Genomic DNA, 16,549 nt, shown 5'->3' on the forward strand with positions numbered 1-16,549 from the left:
GATCACGAGATCGTGTCAGGAAGTGCGGTCTGACCAAGGGTTCCGACACGAACCAGCGATCATCGGGCGTAATCCGGTCGACAGGGGCCGTTCGGCCGCCGGATCATGCGGGCCATGACGACACCCACCCGGCAGATCAGGGCGGTGTTCGACGACGAGACGATCACCGTCTACCAGGCGTACCGCCCCGAGATCGGCGACGCCGCGCTCGCCCTGGGACGTTTCCCGGACTGGTATCGCCGCGACCGGATGACCTGGATCAAGCCCTCGTTCCTGTGGATGATGTACCGCTGCGGCTGGGGGACCAAGCCCGACCAGGAGCGGGTGCTCGCGATCCGGCTGCGGCGCGACGGCTTCGACGCCGCCGTCCACCAGGCCGTGCCCAGCCACCACGACCCCGGCGTATACCCGCAGCAGGCCGACTGGCAGCGGGCGCTCAAGCGCTCGCCGGTGCGGGTCCAGTGGGACCCCGAACGCGACCTGCACCACCGGCCCCTGCCACATCGGGCCATCCAGCTCGGCCTGTCCGGCACCGCCGTGGACTCCTACGTGGACGAGTGGACCGCCGGCATCACCGACGCCACCGCCCTGGCCCACGAGATCCACGCGCTGGTGCAGGCCCGCGAGCTGGACGCGGCGACCCGGCTGCTGCCGGTCGAGCGCCCGTACCCCCTGGTCTAGAAGTCGTAGACCGTCACCGGCACCCGGGCGGCGAGCAGCGTGCGGGTGACGAGCGGCTCGATCCGGTCCCACCTGCCGCCCGACAGGCCGCAGCCGATCCGCGGCATGTGCACCGACGCCTCCAGCCGCCTCGCCTCGACCGCGAGCTTCGCCAGGCACGCCTCGATCGCCTCGTACCGCACCGGCGGCCCGGAACTGCCGCGCCTGGTGCCCCGCTGGCCGACCATGTTCGCCACCCAGGTGTCCGGCAGGACCTGCACCAGGCGCAGCGCGCCGAGGCCGAAGTCGTTGCCGGCCCGCTCCCGGTGCCAGCGCCGGTAGTCGCGCTCCGGCTCGGGCCAGCGCCGCGAGATCGCGAGCACGAATCCCTTGCCCCAGCCGCCCGCGTCGTTGCACACGTGCGCGATCACCTTCGGGCCCTTGGCCTGCGGGCTCGTCGCGTCGCCCTTGATGACTGTCAGCGTGCTCACGGCGCCATTCTGCGCCCGGCCGGTGACAACCCGCTCGCGTTTTCCGGGCCGCTCGGGCAGGCTGGCGCGCATGTCACCGCGTACCGTCGCCGACCTCACGGCCCTGGTGGAGGCCGGTCGCAAGCCGAAGTACCTGATGTTCTGGGGCCACCAGCCGCAGCCGGACGGCAGTGTCGGCCAGGGCTGCCTGAGCCAGTGGTGGCCGGCCGCGTTCACCGCCGACGGCCACGGGTTCGCCAGCGCCGAGCACTACATGATGTGGCGCAAGGCGACGCTGTTCCGGGATGCCGCGACCGCGGCCCGCATCCTGGCCGTGGACCACCCGCAGCAGGCCAAGGGCCTGGGCCGCGAGGTACGCGGGTTCGACCAGGCGGTCTGGGAGCGGGAGCGGTTCGGCATCGTGGTGGCGGGCAGCCTCGCCAAGTTCGGGCAGGACGACGCGCTGCGCGCGTACCTGCTGGGCACGGGGCAGCGGGTGCTGGTGGAGGCGAGCCCGGTCGACGCGGTGTGGGGCATCGGCCTGTCCGCCCGCGACGACGCGGCCTGGGATCCGCGCCGCTGGCCCGGCCTCAACCTGCTCGGCTTCGCCCTCATGGAGGCCCGCGACCGGCTCGGCGGCGCCGGCCTCAGCTGACCTCGCCGTACCGGGCGGCGGGCGCGCCGGTCAGGTGGGCCCAGTAGCGGTCGCCGTACGACCAGTGCCACCACTGCGCGGCGTAGTTCACCAGGCCCGCCCGTCGCATCGCACCGGTCAGCAGGTCACGGTGGCCTCTCGCGTCGCCGACGACGCCGTCGCAGCCGGTGGGGCAGTGCGCGGGGTCGGGATCGTGCACCAGACTGCCCATCCACAGCGGGGCGCCGTCGCGGCCGACCAGGGTCAGGTCGACGGCACCGCCCGTGACGTGCGGCGCAAGGGCCGGCGGCGCGTGGTGCACGGCCGCCGCCCCGCGCAGCCAGGCGTCGTCGGCGTCCGGGCGCTCGGCGCGCAGCCTGGCCACCGCCGCGGCGAAGAGCCGCTCCTGCGCCGCCGCGGGCCGGTGGCCCTCCAGCACCAGCAGCCGTATCCCCGCCGGCAGCAGGGTCTGCGCGTTGACCAGCCGGTCGGCCACGCCGAGGCGGACCCGGGCGTACGCGCCGTCGGCGCCGGCGAACCGGTCATCCATCCGCAGCGCACGCACCGTACGCAGGTCGACCAGCGGTTCACCGCACTCGGCGACGGGCACGGCGGCGACGGCGGGGTCGGACAGCAGGATGATCTCGGACATGGGGGTGCCTTTCGACGCGGGAACGGCCGGTGCCGTCGCAGGGCGAACCGGTTCGAGATCGCATCGTGAAGCCAGGCGCTGGAATTCTTCTGTAGCAGCGCCGGTCAGCCGCCGAGCAGCTCCGCATGCTCGCGCGCGCCGTGGTCGGCGAAGACCCGCAGCGCCTGCTCCCGCGCCTGCGCGGCGGCGGCCTCGTCGCCCCGGACGGTGTGCACCCGGGCGAGGTCCCGCTGGACCCGTGCCGCCCACAGGATCGTGTTGTCCGAGTCGAAGATCTCGTATGCGGCCCGCAGGAAGCTCTCGGCCAGGTCGGCGTGCCCGAACTCCAGGTGCGCCTCGCCGAGCGCGCGCAGGCCCGCCGCCTGCCCGAACCGGTCGCCGAGGCTCTGGCAGGTGGACAGCGCCCACTCGAGCTGCTCCAGCACCCGCGCCGCGTCGCCCATCCGCAGCCGCGCCTTGGCCAGCGAACGCACGGCGTACGACTCCATGTGCTCGTCGCCGAGCTTGCGGAAGACCTGTGCGGCCCGCTCGCACGCGTCCACCGCGTCGGCGTACTCGCCGCGGGCCCGGTGGTAGAGGCCGAGGGTGCGCAGGGTGAAGCCCTCCCCGCGCGCGTTGCCGGTGTCGCGGTAGGCCCGCAGCGACTCGTCCAGCGTGGACCGGGCCTTCGCGTAGTCGCCCAGCTCCAGGTGCACCGACCCGGTCATGCGCAGCGCGTACGCCAGCCCCGGCCGGTCGTCGAGGCCGCGCAGCAGCGTGCACGCCTGCTCCAGGAAGTGCAGCGCCTCCACCAGGTGACCCGGCTCGCGGCAGGCGGTGCCCAGCCCGGCCAGCGTCGCCGCCTCACCCTGCAGGTCACCCACCTCGCGGAACTTCATCAGCGCCTCGGTGTAGAAGTGCCGCGCCTCGACGTAGCGGTCCTGGTAGTAGCGCAGCTTGCCCAGCTCGGCGAGCATGACCGCCTCGCGCCGCGCGTCGCCCGCCGCCCGCGCCGCGCTCAGCGCGGCCTGGTTGATCCGGTTGCTCACCTCGAACCGGTTCGTGCCCGACGTCACCGCCGCGTAGCGGGCCGAGGCGACCTCGCAGACCAGCTCGTGCAGGCCCAGCGCCGCGGCCCGCTCCACGCCCGCGGTCAGCGACTGCTGCTCGGCGGCGAACCAGTCGCCGGGGTCCGCCGAGGCCCGCGCCGCCATCTGCTCCGACGGCCGGTACGTCTCGTTGAGCGTGTACCGCCAGCTCACGTCCTCCGGCGGCGCGGCGGCGCCCAGGTTGTCGATCAGCGACAGCCAGCCGCCGATGGTGCGGGCGACCGCGTCGACGAGGTCCTGCCTGGGCTCGTCCCGCTCGGCCCGCTCCCGGGCGTAGAGGCGGACCAGGTCGTGCATGCGGTAGCGCAGGTTGCCGAACGCGTCCACGCCCACGTACTCGACCAGCTGCGCGTCGACGAGCGCCTCGACCAGCCCGTCGGCGTCGGCCTTCGGGATGTCGAGCAGCCAGCTCGCCACCCAGATGGAGAAGTCCGGCAGCCCGAGGTAGCCCAGCCGGCGCAGCATCGCCGACTCCCGCGGGGACAGACCCTGGTGGCTCAGCTCGATGCTGGCCCGTACACACAGATCGCCGGCGGACAGCTCGGACAGCCGCCGGCTCTCGTCGCCGAGCCGGTCCGCGAGCAGGCTCAACGGCCAGCGCTGCCGCGACAGGAGTTTCGCCCCGGCGAGCCGGATCGCCAGCGGCAGATTGCCGCAGTGGGTGAGGATGCGCCCGGCGGCGACCGGGTCGGCGGCGACCCGCTCGCCGCCGACGATACGCGCCAGCAGGTCCATCGCCTCGGCGTCGTCCATGGTGCCGATCTCGCTCACCGTGGCGCCCTCCAGCCCGCCGAGCCGGGCCCGGGACGTGGCCAGGAGCAGGCAGCTCGCGCTGCCCGGCAGCAGCGGCCGGACCTGCGCGGCGTTGCGGGCGTCGTCGAGCAGGATCAGCAGGCGGCGCGGCCCGGCCACCGACCTGAAGAGCTGGCCGCGCTCGCCGAGATCATCGGGGATCTGCTCGTCGGCGACGCCGAGCGCGCGCAGGAAGCGGGCCAGGATGTCGCCCGGGTCGGCGGGCGAGTCGCTCATGCCGCGCAGGTCGGCGTGCAGCTGGCCGTCCGGGTAGGCCGGCGCCAGCTCGCGGGCCGCCCTGGCCAGCAGCGTCGACTTGCCGCTGCCGCCCTGGCCGGTGATGACGCGCACCCCGGAGGCGGCGGCGATCAGCTCGTGGAGTTCGTGGGCGCGGCCGGTGAAGTCGGAGGGCACCGGCGGCAGCTGGCTCGGCACCCGCGCGGGCGCGGGACTGTCCACGGCGGGCGCGAGGTCGCCGCGCAGGATCGCCGCGTGCAGCCCGGTCAGCTCCTCGCCCGGCTCGACGCCCAGCTCGTCGATGAGCAGGTCGCGGCACTCGCGGAAGGAGGCGAGGGCGTCGGCCTGACGGCCCAGCCGGTACAGGGTGACCATGAGGTGGCCGCGGAAGCGCTCGTCGGTGGGGTGCCGGCCGACCAGCCCGGTCAGCTCGGCGAGGTCGGCCCGGCCCAGCGCCACCTCGGCCGCGACGCGCTCCTCGACCGCGGCCAGCCGCCACTCGTCGAGCCGGGTCGCCTCGCCGGCCAGGGCGGTGTCCTCCAGCCCGGCCAGCGCCGGACCCCGCCACAGCGCGTCGGCCTGCCGGTAGAACTCGACCGCCGCGGCGGGCGGGGCCTGGCGCGCGCGGTCGAGCAGCGTGGTGAACACGTTGACGTCGAGCGACTCCGGCGGCGTACGCAGCAGATAGCCGGGTGGGGCGGTGACGATGACCTCCGGGTGCCCGGCGTCGGCCATGGCCTTGCGGAGGTTCTTGACGTACGTCTGGATCAGCGCGCGGCCGGTGTCCGGAGGCTCCTCGCCCCAGACGATGTCGATCAGCCGGTTGACCGGGATCACGTGACCCGGTTCGAGTGCCAGTGCGGCCAGCAGTGCTTTCGGCTTGGCCCCGCCCAGGGGCACGGGCTGTCCATCGGACCAGGCCTCCACCGGTCCGAGCAGCTTGAACTCCACCTGGCCCCCCGTGCTCGTGCCCGGCCACACTATCGAGCCGGACGGCCCACCCGGAATCGTCCGAGTGGTCACGGGATGCTTTCGGCCCCCCATCGTGGTCGGTGGGGGGCCGAGATATACAGCGGTCAGGCGATCGGACCGGCGGGGGATCAGAAGATGACGTCGAAGCCGCCCCAGCCGCTGCTGATCGCCGAGCCCGTGCCGGTCTGGAACCCGCCGGCGCCGTTGCCCTTGTAGAGGTGCAGCGCCTTGGTCGTCGAGTTGCGGGCGATCACGTCCGGGTAGTTGTCGTTGTCGAAGTCGCCGACCGAGGTCACCGTGTCGAAGGCGAACCAGTTGGTGCCGATGACACCGCCCGTACCGCTCTGGAAGCCGCCGGCGTTGTTGCCGCGGTAGAGGTGCAGGTCCTTGGTGGTGGCGTTGCGGGCGATCACGTCGGCGTCGCCGTCGTCGTCGAAGTCGCCGGGCGAGAAGACGGTGTCGAAGCCGCCCCAGCCGCTGCTGATCGACGCGCCGGTGCCGGCCTGGAACCCGCCGGCGCCGTTGCCCTTGTAGAGGTGCAGCGCCTTGGTCGTCGCGTTGCGGGCAAGCAGGTCTGCGTGGTCGTCGTTGTCGAAGTCGCCGGGCGAGAAGATCAGGTCGAAGCCGAACCAGTTGGTGCCGATGACGCCGCCCGTGCCGGGCTGGAAGCCGCCGGCGCCGTTGCCGCGGTAGAGGTGCAGGTCCTTGGTGGTGGCGTTGCGGGCGATCACGTCGTCGTCGCCGTCTTCGTCGAAGTCGCCGGCCGACACGACCATGTCGAAGGCGGACCAGTTGGTGCCGATGACGCCGCCGTTGCCGGTCTCGAAGCCGCCCGCCCCGTCGCCGCGGTAGAGGTGCAGGTCCTTGGTGGTGGCGTTGCGCACGAGGATGTCCGCGTGATCGTCGCCGTCGAAGTCCCGCCCGCTGCTCGTGCCGGTGCTGCCGGTGATCTTGTCGTAGCTCCAGCCGATGTAGCCGCCGTTGATGAGGCTCTGCCTGTTCTTCTTGACGTGCCGTCCCTGGGCGCTCGAGCTGTACTCCTCGTACACCCACAACTCGGTCTTGCTGCTGTCGACGTACTCGTCGAAGAGCATCACGTGCCCCTCACCGGGGTTGGGGCTGTCCCAGAGGATGGCGTCGCCCGGCAGCAGATTGGTCAGGCTGTTTCCCAGTGTATCCGTGTCGCCCTGCGTGGCCAGGTTGTCGGTGTTGCGGTCCCAGCCGCCCAGCTTGGGCAGGTGCCACGCCATCGAGACGAAGCCGGAGCAGTCCGGACGGTACACGTCGCCGGTCACGGAGGGCTTCTGGTCGGCCTGGGCCTGGCTATAGATGACGCCATAGGTGTCGATCCACCATTGTGCCCGCGCCAGCACCTCGGAGCGGCTGATCTGACCGCCGACCGAGGACGCGGCATGCGCGGGAGCGGGGGCGGCGATCTCGGTGGCGGTGATGCCGAGACCGGCGGCCATGGCGACGCCGAGGGTCGCGGTCGCGATGCGGCGGAACAGGTTCGTGTGCATGGGGGTGTCCCTTCTGGGTTCGCGTCCCGGCCGGATTGAGGAGTTCCGGGGAGCGGTGCCGGGCGCCCTGCCCGACGCAGAAGAGATTCGACGGCGGCGATGGAGTGACGCTGTAATCGGGATGCAACCGCCGTTACAGCGCCGCGGCGATCGCCTTTTCCGCAGGTGGGTACGCATAGCGGCGCCCCGCGGTGGATGTCGCGGGGCGCGCTGGTGTCAGATGTGGACGGGCGTGCCGGAGCGTCTTGCAGCCGGTGGTCAGCGCGTCGTGTTGAAGCCCGGGAGGTGGCGGTCGCGGGCGGAGGTGAGGTGGTGGTGCATGGCCTCCGCGGCGCCGTCGGCGTCACCCTTGGCGATGGCGGCGGCGATGCGCCGGTGCTCGCCTGCGGTGTCGCCGGTGCCGGCCGAGGGGAAGTACAGCCGGTGCAGGTGCAGGTGGGAGTGCAGCCGGATGATGGACTCGCGCAGCAGGCCGCTGCCGGAGGTCTCCGCGATCAGGTCGTGGAACTTCGCGTCGAGTGCGGTGAACGCGGCGTGCCGCCGGTAGCCGTCTCCCGCTTCGACGCCGACGGTCGCGGCGGCCTCCTCCTTGACCCGGCGGCGCTGCTCGGCGTCGGCGTGCACGGCGGCGCGGCGGGCGGCGGCGGGCTCCAGCAGCAGCCGCATCTCGAAGAGCTCGTCGAACTCGGCGCGGGTGAGCAGTGGCGTGGTGGTGTATCCGGACATGGCCCGCTTGCGAACGAGGCCGTCGGACTCCAGCCGGGCCAGCGCCTCGCGGACCGGGGTGGGGGAGACCTCCAGGGTGCGGGCGAGGCCGTCGATGCTGACCCGCTCGCCGGGCGGGATGGCGTGTTCCATGATCAGCGTTTTCATGGATTCATAGACGTCGTCAGTCAGCGTGAGCCGCTGCGCGGGCCGGACGCGGCCCGAGATGGGCGGTGTGACCATCTTGCACCCCTTGACTGTCGCCGTCGTGAGCGAGTACACCTTACCGATACGGCAATGATATAGGATCTATGATCCTAGGGAAGGGCGACCACGTGCGGATCGACGCGCACCACCACCTGTGGACCGCCGACTACGCCTGGCTGGGCGAACCCGGCCTGGAGCGGCTGCGGCGCGACTACACGGTCGACGACCTGCGCCGCGAGCTGCCCACCGCGAAGATCGACTTTACCGTGCTGGTCGAGGCCGGGCAGTGCCGGCTGGAGGAGACCGAGCGCTTCCTGGCCCTCGCCGGGCAGACCCCGGAGATCGCCGGAGTGGTCGGCTGGGCCTCGCTGACCGATCCCGACCTGCCCGGCACCATCGCCGCGCTGCTCGCCGGGCCTGGCGGCGATCTGCTGGTGGGCATCCGCGACCAGGTGCAGGCCGTCGCGGATCCGGCCTATCTGGCCAGGCCGGACGTACGCGGCGCGCTGCGCGCGATCGGCTCCGCCGGGCTCGCCTTCGACCTGGTGGTGCGCGCCGATCAGCTGCCCGCCTGCGCGGCGGCGGTGCAGGCCGTGCCCAACACCATGTTCGTCCTCGACCACCTGGGCAAACCGAGCATCACGGCGGACGGGCTGCGCGACTGGCGGGACGCGGTGGCCCCGCTGGCGATCTGCGACAACGCCGTGGCGAAACTGTCGGGGCTGCTCACCGAGGCCGGTCCGGGCTGGACGGCCGAGGCGATCGCGCCGTTCGTGGAGACCGCGCTGGAGCTGTTCGGCCCCGACCGCGTCATGGTCGGCTCGGACTGGCCGGTGTGCGAGCTGGTCGCCACGTACGCCGACGCGATCTCCGCGGTCACCCAGTGCCTGTCCGGGCTGTCGCCCTCGGAGCGGGCCGCCGTCGAGGGCGGCACCGCCGTACACACCTACGATCTGGAGATCAACCGATGAAGTTCATGCGGGTCGGCGCGCCCGGCGCGGAGAAGCCGGTGCTGCTGTCCGGCGGGCGGCACTACGACCTGTCGGGGATCACCGCCGACATCGACGGGGCGTTCCTGGCCGACGACGGGATCGCCCGGGTGCGCGCGTCCCAGGCCGGGCTGCCCGAGATCGACGTGACCGGGCTCCGGGTGGGCGCGCCGGTGGCCCGGCCGGGTGTGGTGCTGTGCGTGGGGCAGAACTACGCGGCGCACGCCGCCGAGTCGGGCGCGCCGCCGCCGGCCACCCCGATCGTCTTCTACAAGGCCCCGAACAGCGTCGTCGGCCCGTACGACGAGGTGCTCATCCCGCGCGGCTCGACCACCACCGACTGGGAGGTCGAGCTGGCGGTGGTCATCGGCCGCCGGGCGCGTTACCTGGAGTCCCCGGCGCGGGCCCTCGACCACGTCGCCGGTTACCTGCTGTCCAACGACGTGTCCGAGCGGGACTTCCAGCTGCACCAGTCGGGCGGGCAGTGGTCCAAGGGCAAGTCCTGCGAGACGTTCCAGCCGCTCGGGCCGTGGCTGGTCACCCCCGACGAGATCGCCGACGTGCAGGGGCTGGGCCTGCGCTCATGGGTCAACGGCGAGGTCCGGCAGGACTCCAGCACCAAGGACATGATCTTCGACGTGGCGTACCTGGTCTGGCACCTGTCGCAGTACACCGTGCTCGACCCGGGCGACGTGGTGAACACCGGCACGCCGCAGGGCGTGGGCCTGTCCGGCCGGTTCCCGTACCTGGCCGAGGGCGACGTGGTCGAGGTCGAGATCGACGGGCTGGGCCGCCAGCGCGTCACCATGGGCCAGGCCTGACCTCGGCCCGCAGACGCGGAGGCGGTGCGGCCGGCGGCGTGCCGCACCGCCTCCGTCCACATCGTTCGTTCATGCGCGGAAGCAGCTGAGAACAAAGGGTTTCGCCGTCGGTGATGTGACACATTCACGGTCAGTGGCGGCGCCTGCCCCGAACGTAGTCTCGATCGATCTGCTTCTTTGCTCATGAACGGGGGCCATATGAGATCGACGAGAATCGCCACGGGTGCGACAGCGGCCGTCGCCGCGCTGGTCGCGGCACAGCTCACCGCGGTGTCACCCGCCGCCGGGGCGGCGCCGATCGGGTACGCCTCGATCTACTCCGCCCGGGACCACGTCAACGAGCTGCGGATGGCCTGTGACGTGCCGCTGCCTGTGCACGGTGGCGGCGGGCGCGGGCACACCCGGTCCGACTTCGACGGCGACCTGTCCGAGGACATCGTCAGCTTCGGCACCAACGAGGTCACCGGCAACCGGCTGGTGGTCGTACGGCTCACCGGGCAGCGCTGCGTCTTCTACGGCCCGGCGGTCAAGGACTCGATCGAGGCGGTCGCCACGGGCGACCTCGACCACGACGGCTTCGACGACCTCGTGCTCGGCATGCCGGGGCACGCCGCGGGCGCCGGGGCCGTGTGGGTGGTGCCCGGTTTCCAGGCGGGGCTCAACATCTCGTTCAGCACCTACTGGGAGCAGAACACCGAGGGCGTGCCGGGCGGCGGTAACGCGGGCGACCGCTTCGGCGCGGCGCTGGCCCTCGGCGACATCACCGGCGACGGGTACGCCGATCTGGCGATCGGCGCCCCCGGCGAGACGTCGGGGGCCTACCCGGGCGAGGGCGCGGTGACCGTGCTCTACGGCTCCGCCACCGGCCTGACCGTCACCGGCGCGCAGCGCTTCCACACCGGGCTGGCGAGCGTGCCCGGCGCGCCCGCCGGGCCGGACGAGAACTTCGGCCGGGCGCTGGCGATCGGCGACGTCACCGGTGACGGCAACGGCGACCTCGCGATCGGCTCGGCGGTCGGCGGCGGCAACGTGCTGCTGCTGCCCGGCACCGACGACGGCCTGGTCACCACCGGCGCCGACGTGGTCACCGGCACGGAGCTGTCCTCCGCGAACGTGGTGGTGCACGGCTTCGGCACCCAGCTGACCGTCGCCGACGTCACCGGCGACGGCCTCGCCGAGGTCATCGCGGGCACGCCGGACAGCGACGTCAAGGGCAAGGCCGCGGCCGGCGCCGTGGTCGTGCTGGAGGGCCGCCCCGGCGGCATCGCGGCGGCATCCCGGCAACTGCTCGGCCAGGGCAGCGCTCCGGGCATCCCGGGCACCCCGACCGCGGGCGACCGCTTCGGGGCCGCCGTCGCCACTGGCGAGATCAACGGCACCGCGCCGTTCGACCTGGCCATCGGAGCGCCGGGTGAGGACGTCTCGACCCACGCCGACGGCGGGGTGGTGGCGATCGTGCCGGGCGCGGCCGTGCTCGGCGCGGGCAGCACGCAGCTCAGCCTGTCCTCGATCGGCCTGACCAACCAGACGGACGGCCGGTTCGGCCAGTGGCTGACCGTGATCGACCGCTGGCACGACAACAATCAGGGTGACCTGATCGTCGGGCATCCCGGCGCGACCGGCGGCACGCTGCCGCAGAACGGCGCGCTGTACATCTTCCAGGGCGTCCCCGGCGGGCAGCAGTTCGGCGAGCAGACCCCGGCCCACTACGTCCAGACGCCGACCGACGTCATCCTGGGCAGCTTCGGCCGCCCGTAGGCGCCGCCGCACCCATGATCGAGGCTCCGTTCCCGCCGCTGAACAGCGGGAACGGAGCTTTGCCCGGCAAGGCGGCGGTCAGCGAACGAGGCGCAGGCCGCTCATCCCGCCGTCGACCGCGAGTGACGTGCCGGTGGTGGCGCCGGAGCGCGGCGAGGCCAGGTAGGCGACCGCCTCGGCGACCTCGTCCGCGGTGACCAGCCGCCCGGTGGGCTGGCGGGCCGCCAGCTTCCGCTTCTCCTCGGCCGGGTCGGCGGCGTCGGCCAGCAGCCGGGCCACCCACGGCGTGTCCACCGTGCCCGGTGCCACGCAGACCACCCGGATGCCCTCGCCGACCAGATCGGCGGCCATGGCCAGGGTCAGCGCGTGCACCGCGCCCTTGGTCGCCGAGTAGACGGCCCGGTTCACCAGCCCGGCGCCGGCCGCGATCGACGAGATGTTGACGATCACGCCGCTCTTGGAGCCGCGCAGGTACGGCAGCGCGGCGCGGCTGGCCCGTGCCACGCCGACCACGTTGACGTCGAGGCAACGTTGCCATTCGTCGTCGCCGGCCTGCTCGACGGTGCCCACCGCGCTGATCCCGGCGCAGTTGACCAGGATGTCGAGGCTGCCGAGAGTGGCCACCACCCGGGCCATCGCGTCGTCGAGGGACGCGGTGACGTCGGCGGTCACCGCGAGGTGCGGTCCGCCCTCGCCGGGCGCGCGGTCGAGGATCGCCACCGCCGCGCCGCGTGCGGCGAGCAGGTCCGCGACGGCCGCGCCGATGCCGGACGCGCCACCGGTGACGGCGGCGACCAGGCCTGCGTACTCAGACATCTTTCCACTCCGGGCCGTCGGGGAAGGCGTAGCGGGTGAGCGACTCCTCGTGCATGCGGGCCGAGAAGCCTGGCGCGACCGGCGCGGCGTAGCGGCCGTTCACGATGCGCACCGGGTCGGCGAAGTGCTCGTGCAGGTGGTCCACGTACTCGATCATCCGGCCGGACAGGGACGCCGACACGGACGTGTAGTCGAAGAAGGACAGGTGCTGCACCAGCTCGCACAGGCCGACTCCGCCCGCGTGCGGGCACACCGGCTTGCCGAACGCGGCCGCCATCAGCAGGATCGCGAGGTTCTCGTTGACCCCGGCGACCCGGGCCGAGTCGATCTGCACGACGTCCACCGCGTCGGCCTGGAGCAGCTGCTTGAACATGATGCGGTTGTGCACGTGCTCGCCGGTGGCGACCCGGATCGGGCTGCCGCCGGGCCCGGCGTGCGCCAGGCCGGTGCGGATCGCGGCGTGCCCGAGGATCTCGTCGGGGCTGGTCGGCTCCTCGATCCAGTACGGCCCCAGGTGGCCGAGCGCGGACACCCAGCCGATCGCCTCGCCGACGCCCCACCGCTGGTTGGCGTCGATGCCGATCGGGAAGTCCGGGCCGAGCGCCTCGCGGGCGGCGGTGAAGCGGCGCAGGTCGTCGTGCAGGTCCGCGCCGACCTTCAGCTTCACCATGGCGAAGCCGTCGGCCTGGGCGCGCAGCGCGCGGCGGGTCACCTTCGCGTCGTCGTAGCCGAGCCAGCCCGCCGACGTGGTGTATGCCGGGTAGCCGCCGGCCAGCAGCTCCTCGGCTCGCTCGGCGCGGCCGGGCAGCCGGTCGGCGAGCAGGTCGCGCGCGGCGGCCGGGGTGAGCGCGTCGGTGAGGTAGCGCCAGTCCACACAGTCCACGATGGTGTCCGGGGACAGGCTGGTGAGGTACTGCCACAGCGGCAGCCCCGCGCGGCGGGCGGCCAGGTCCCACGCGGCGTTGATGACGGCCCCGGCGGCCAGGTGCATGACCCCCTTCTCCGGCCCCAGCCAGCGCAGCTGCGAGTCGTGGGTCAGCCGCCGGCTGAACTCGCCGAGGTCGAGGGTGTCCACTTCGCGTCCCACCACATATGGTGCAAGCGCTGCGATCGCCGCGGCGCAGATGTCGTTGCCCCGCCCGATGGTGAAGGTGAAACCGTGCCCGTCGGTCTCGCCGTCGGTGACGAGCTCGATGTAGGCGGCCGAGTAGTCGGGGTCGGGGTTCATCGCGTCGGAGCCGTCGAGGCTGCGGGAGGTGGGGAAGCGGATGTCGCGTACGCGCAGATCAATGACCTTCATCGCACGGCGCCCCGGGGTGGGGAGTGACGCGTCGGCATGTGATTGCTCCTTCCGGCTACATCATGGATCCTATAGGATCTAGCCCCAAGAGCAAGACACCGTCCAGAGAGGGGGATCGCCCGCATGCGGATCGCACTGTTCGTCACATGCCTCAACGACGCGCTCTTCCCGCGCGCCGGGATCGCCACGGTGACGGTGCTGGAACGCCTCGGCCACACCGTGTCGTTCCCGCAGGCCCAGTCGTGCTGCGGCCAGATGCACGCCAACACCGGCTACGCCGCGCCCGCCCGCACCCTGGAGCGCCTCACCGAGCAGGCGTTCGCCGGCCACGACGTGATCGTCTCGCCGTCCGGCTCCTGCGTCGCCCACCTGCGCGCGCACACCTCGCTGCCCGTCTACGAACTGTCCGAGCTGCTCATCGACGTGCTCGGCGTGACGGACGTCGGCGCGACCTTCCCGCACCGCGTCACCTACCATCCCACCTGCCACGGCCTGCGCGTGCTGCGCCTGGCCGACCGCCCCGAGACCCTGCTGCGCGCGGTGCGCGGCCTGGAGCTGATCGACCTCCCCGAGGCCGACCAGTGCTGCGGCTTCGGCGGCACCTTCGCCCTCAAGAACAGCGACGTCTCTGCCGCCATGGTCACCGACAAGTGCCGCAACGCCACCGCCACCGGCGCCGACTACCTCGCCGCCGCCGACAACTCCTGCCTCTCCCACATCGGCGGCGCCCTGGCCCGCCACCCCGCCGCCCCCACCCCGATCCACTACGCCGAAATCCTCGCCTCAACCGGCCCCGCCTCATGACCGCCCCGACCGCCACCGCCCTCTCCCGCGCTGATCTTGCGCGGACTGTGGGTGCGACACGCACTATCCGGGCGAAAGGGCAACAGTTCGCGCAAGATCGTCGTGATCATGGGGGTACGCCGTGAGCAGGGAGCTGCCGATCGTGGCGGGGGAGGCGTTTGCTGAGGCGGCGCGGCGGGAGCTGGGCGACGCGCAGTTGCGGGCGAACCTGGGGCGGGCCACCCGGACCATCCGTGACAAGCGGGCCCGGGTCGTGGCCGAGGTGCCCGACTGGGAGGCGCTGCGCGACCGGGCCGCAGCCGTCAAGGACGACGTCATCGCCCGGCTGCCGAAGCTGCTGACGCAGTTCGAGCAGGCCGTCACGGCGGCGGGCGCGACCGTGCATCATGCCCGCGACGCCGCGCAAGCCAACGCGATCGTCACCGAGCTGGTCAGAGCCGAGCAGGCCGACCAGGTTGTGAAGATCAAGTCGATGGCGACCCAGGAGATCGGGCTCAACGAGGCACTGGAGGCCGCGGGCATCACGCCGATCGAGACCGACCTCGCCGAGCTGATCGTGCAGCTCGCCGACGACACCCCGTCGCACATCCTGGTCCCGGCGATCCACTACAACCGCAGCCAGATCCGTGAGCTGTTCGCGCGGCGGATGCCCGGCTTCACCGCCGCGTCCGACGAGCCCGCGGTGCTCGCCGGGGCCGCGCGGGAGTACCTGCGCCGCACCTTCCTCGCCGCGAAGGTGGCGGTGTGCGGGGCGAACTTCGCCGTCGCGGAGACCGGCTCGCTGGTCATCGTCGAGTCCGAGGGCAACGGCCGCATGTGCCTGACCCTGCCGGAGACGCTGATCGCCGTGGTCGGGGTGGAGAAGCTGCTGCCCCGCTTCGCCGACCTGGGCGACTTCCTGCGGCTGCTGCCGCGCTCGTCGACCGGCGAGCGGATGAACCCGTACACCTCGATCTTCACCGGGGTGACGCCCGGCGACGGGCCGCGGCGGCTGCACGTGGTGCTGCTGGACAACGGGCGGACCACGGTCGCGCAGGACCCGGTGGGCCGGGCCGCGCTGCGCTGCATCCGCTGCTCGGCCTGTCTGAACGTGTGCCCGGTGTACGAGCGCGCGGGCGGCCACGCCTACGGCTCCGTCTACCCCGGGCCGATCGGCGCGATCCTGTCGCCGCAGCTCACCGGCCAGGACGCGGGCTTCAACCGCACCCTGCCGTACGCCTCGACGCTCTGCGGGGCCTGCTACGACGTCTGCCCCGTGAAGATCAATATCCCGGAGATCCTGATCCACCTGCGCCAGACCGGCCCCAAACCGGCCGCCGAGCGCGCCGCGATGGCCTCGCTGAGCTGGGTCATGCGCGACCGCCGCCGCTGGCGCCTGGCGCTGCGGGCCGCCCGCACCGGCAGCGCGCCGCTGCGTGCGCTGACCCGCCGCCGGGGCGGCACCCTGCACCGGGCCCCGTGGCCGCTGTCGGCGTGGACCCGCCACCGCGACGCCCCGCTGCCCGCAGCCGAGACGTTCCGTGACTGGTGGAGGCGCACCCATGAGTCCTGACCTGCCGTTGCTGTTCGCCGAGCGGGCCGGGGACTACCGCGCCGGGATCCACCACTGCACCGCGGCCGAGCTGCGCGAGGTGCTGGCCCGGCTGCTGTCCGCCGCGTCCCGGGTGGTGATCCCGCCCGGCCTGCCGCAGGAGTGGATCGACGGACTGACCGTGCCGCTGCTGCTCGACGGCGCCTCGCCCGCGGGCCCGGCCGGGTCCGGCGCGGCCGCGCCGATCACCGGCCTGACCGCCGCGGACCTGGACGCCCCCGGCGTCTCGGTGCTGACCGGCTGCGCGGTGGCGATCGCGGAGACCGGCACCATCGTGCTCGACGCCGGGGCCGGGCAGGGCCGGCGGCTGCTGACCCTGGTCCCGGACCACCACGTCTGTGTCGTACGCGACGCGCAGGTCGTCGCCGACGTGCCCGACATGATCACCGCGCTGCCCGATCCCACCCGTCCTTTGACGATGATCTCCGGGCCGTCGGCCACCAGCGACATCGAGCTCAACCGGGTCGAGGGCGTGCACGGGCCGCGCCGCCTCGACATCGTCTGCGTCCACTGACCGACCCGAGGGAAGGCAC

General features: G+C 72.8%; 15 protein-coding genes. 8 read left to right on the top strand and 7 right to left on the bottom strand.

Annotated features, from left to right (window positions below; translation table 11 throughout):
* Nucleotides 1-114: 114 nt before the first annotated feature.
* Nucleotides 115-681, top strand: coding sequence for a DUF4291 domain-containing protein (locus Cba03nite_RS23025; protein ID WP_203749897.1), 567 nt, complete (start codon nucleotides 115-117; stop codon nucleotides 679-681).
* Here Cba03nite_RS23025 and Cba03nite_RS23030 read toward each other — a convergent pair.
* Nucleotides 678-1,151: a macro domain-containing protein gene (locus Cba03nite_RS23030; protein ID WP_203749899.1), complete on the bottom strand. Its 474-nt coding sequence runs from the start codon at nucleotides 1,149-1,151 to the stop codon at nucleotides 678-680. The two genes, Cba03nite_RS23025 and Cba03nite_RS23030, sit on opposite strands and share 4 nt — an antisense overlap.
* 70 nt (nucleotides 1,152-1,221) lie before the next feature.
* Between Cba03nite_RS23030 and ybiA the strand changes: the two genes are divergently transcribed.
* Nucleotides 1,222-1,785: a riboflavin biosynthesis intermediates N-glycosidase gene (gene ybiA / locus Cba03nite_RS23035; protein ID WP_203749901.1), complete on the top strand. Its 564-nt coding sequence runs from the start codon at nucleotides 1,222-1,224 to the stop codon at nucleotides 1,783-1,785.
* Here the strand turns inward: ybiA and Cba03nite_RS23040 are convergent.
* From Cba03nite_RS23040 to Cba03nite_RS23055, 4 genes are all read right to left on the bottom strand, one after another.
* Nucleotides 1,778-2,416, bottom strand: a complete 639-nt coding sequence (locus tag Cba03nite_RS23040) for a M15 family metallopeptidase (RefSeq protein WP_239125960.1) — start codon at nucleotides 2,414-2,416, stop codon at nucleotides 1,778-1,780. The two genes, ybiA and Cba03nite_RS23040, sit on opposite strands and share 8 nt — an antisense overlap.
* Before the next feature lie 104 nt (nucleotides 2,417-2,520).
* Nucleotides 2,521-5,484 (bottom strand): AfsR/SARP family transcriptional regulator, encoded by a 2,964-nt coding sequence (locus tag Cba03nite_RS23045; protein WP_203749903.1) that lies wholly within the window; start codon nucleotides 5,482-5,484, stop codon nucleotides 2,521-2,523.
* Between the two features lie 149 nt (nucleotides 5,485-5,633).
* Nucleotides 5,634-7,025 carry an FG-GAP-like repeat-containing protein gene (locus Cba03nite_RS23050; RefSeq protein ID WP_203749905.1) on the bottom strand — a complete coding sequence of 464 codons (1,392 nt, stop codon included), beginning with the start codon at nucleotides 7,023-7,025 and terminating at the stop codon, nucleotides 5,634-5,636.
* Nucleotides 7,026-7,283: 258 nt separating this feature from the next.
* Complete coding sequence (locus tag Cba03nite_RS23055; protein ID WP_203749907.1) at nucleotides 7,284-7,973, bottom strand: GntR family transcriptional regulator; 690 nt, start codon at nucleotides 7,971-7,973, stop codon at nucleotides 7,284-7,286.
* A 68-nt stretch (nucleotides 7,974-8,041) separates the two neighbouring features.
* On the opposite strand from Cba03nite_RS23055, the gene Cba03nite_RS23060 reads away from it, so the two are divergent.
* The 3 genes from Cba03nite_RS23060 to Cba03nite_RS23070 all read left to right on the top strand — a co-directional run bounded on the left by Cba03nite_RS23060 (nucleotide 8,042) and on the right by Cba03nite_RS23070 (nucleotide 11,505).
* The gene (locus Cba03nite_RS23060) at nucleotides 8,042-8,908 is read left to right on the top strand and encodes an amidohydrolase family protein (protein WP_203749909.1); all 867 of its coding nucleotides are present in this window, start codon (nucleotides 8,042-8,044) and stop codon (nucleotides 8,906-8,908) included.
* Nucleotides 8,905-9,747, top strand: a complete 843-nt coding sequence (locus Cba03nite_RS23065) for a fumarylacetoacetate hydrolase family protein (RefSeq protein ID WP_203749912.1) — start codon at nucleotides 8,905-8,907, stop codon at nucleotides 9,745-9,747. The genes Cba03nite_RS23060 and Cba03nite_RS23065 overlap by 4 nt, the downstream gene beginning before the upstream one ends.
* 198 nt (nucleotides 9,748-9,945) lie before the next feature.
* Nucleotides 9,946-11,505 (top strand): FG-GAP repeat protein, encoded by a 1,560-nt coding sequence (locus Cba03nite_RS23070; protein ID WP_203749915.1) that lies wholly within the window; start codon nucleotides 9,946-9,948, stop codon nucleotides 11,503-11,505.
* Between the two features lie 78 nt (nucleotides 11,506-11,583).
* On the opposite strand, the gene Cba03nite_RS23075 is transcribed toward Cba03nite_RS23070, so the two are convergent.
* On the bottom strand, nucleotides 11,584-12,321 hold the full coding sequence (locus Cba03nite_RS23075) for an SDR family NAD(P)-dependent oxidoreductase (RefSeq protein ID WP_203749918.1): 738 nt from the start codon (nucleotides 12,319-12,321) through the stop codon (nucleotides 11,584-11,586).
* A complete protein-coding gene (locus Cba03nite_RS23080) occupies nucleotides 12,314-13,621 on the bottom strand; it encodes an enolase C-terminal domain-like protein (RefSeq protein WP_203749922.1) in 1,308 nt (435 codons plus the stop codon). Before Cba03nite_RS23080 ends, Cba03nite_RS23075 begins: the two co-directional genes overlap by 8 nt.
* Nucleotides 13,622-13,744: 123 nt before the next feature.
* Here Cba03nite_RS23080 and Cba03nite_RS23085 point away from each other — a divergent pair, with 123 nt between their 5' ends.
* The 3 genes from Cba03nite_RS23085 to Cba03nite_RS23095 all read left to right on the top strand — a co-directional run bounded on the left by Cba03nite_RS23085 (nucleotide 13,745) and on the right by Cba03nite_RS23095 (nucleotide 16,530).
* Complete coding sequence (locus tag Cba03nite_RS23085) at nucleotides 13,745-14,425, top strand: (Fe-S)-binding protein (protein ID WP_203749925.1); 681 nt, start codon at nucleotides 13,745-13,747, stop codon at nucleotides 14,423-14,425.
* 121 nt (nucleotides 14,426-14,546) lie between these two features.
* Nucleotides 14,547-15,977: a lactate utilization protein B gene (locus Cba03nite_RS23090; protein WP_203749928.1), complete on the top strand. Its 1,431-nt coding sequence runs from the start codon at nucleotides 14,547-14,549 to the stop codon at nucleotides 15,975-15,977.
* A complete protein-coding gene (locus Cba03nite_RS23095; RefSeq protein ID WP_239125962.1) occupies nucleotides 15,967-16,530 on the top strand; it encodes a LutC/YkgG family protein in 564 nt (187 codons plus the stop codon). The genes Cba03nite_RS23090 and Cba03nite_RS23095 overlap by 11 nt, the downstream gene beginning before the upstream one ends.
* The last annotated feature ends 19 nt before the right edge of the window (nucleotides 16,531-16,549 follow it).

It is taken from the genome of Catellatospora bangladeshensis, from assembly GCF_016862575.1.
Taxonomy (GTDB): domain Bacteria; phylum Actinomycetota; class Actinomycetes; order Mycobacteriales; family Micromonosporaceae; genus Catellatospora; species Catellatospora bangladeshensis.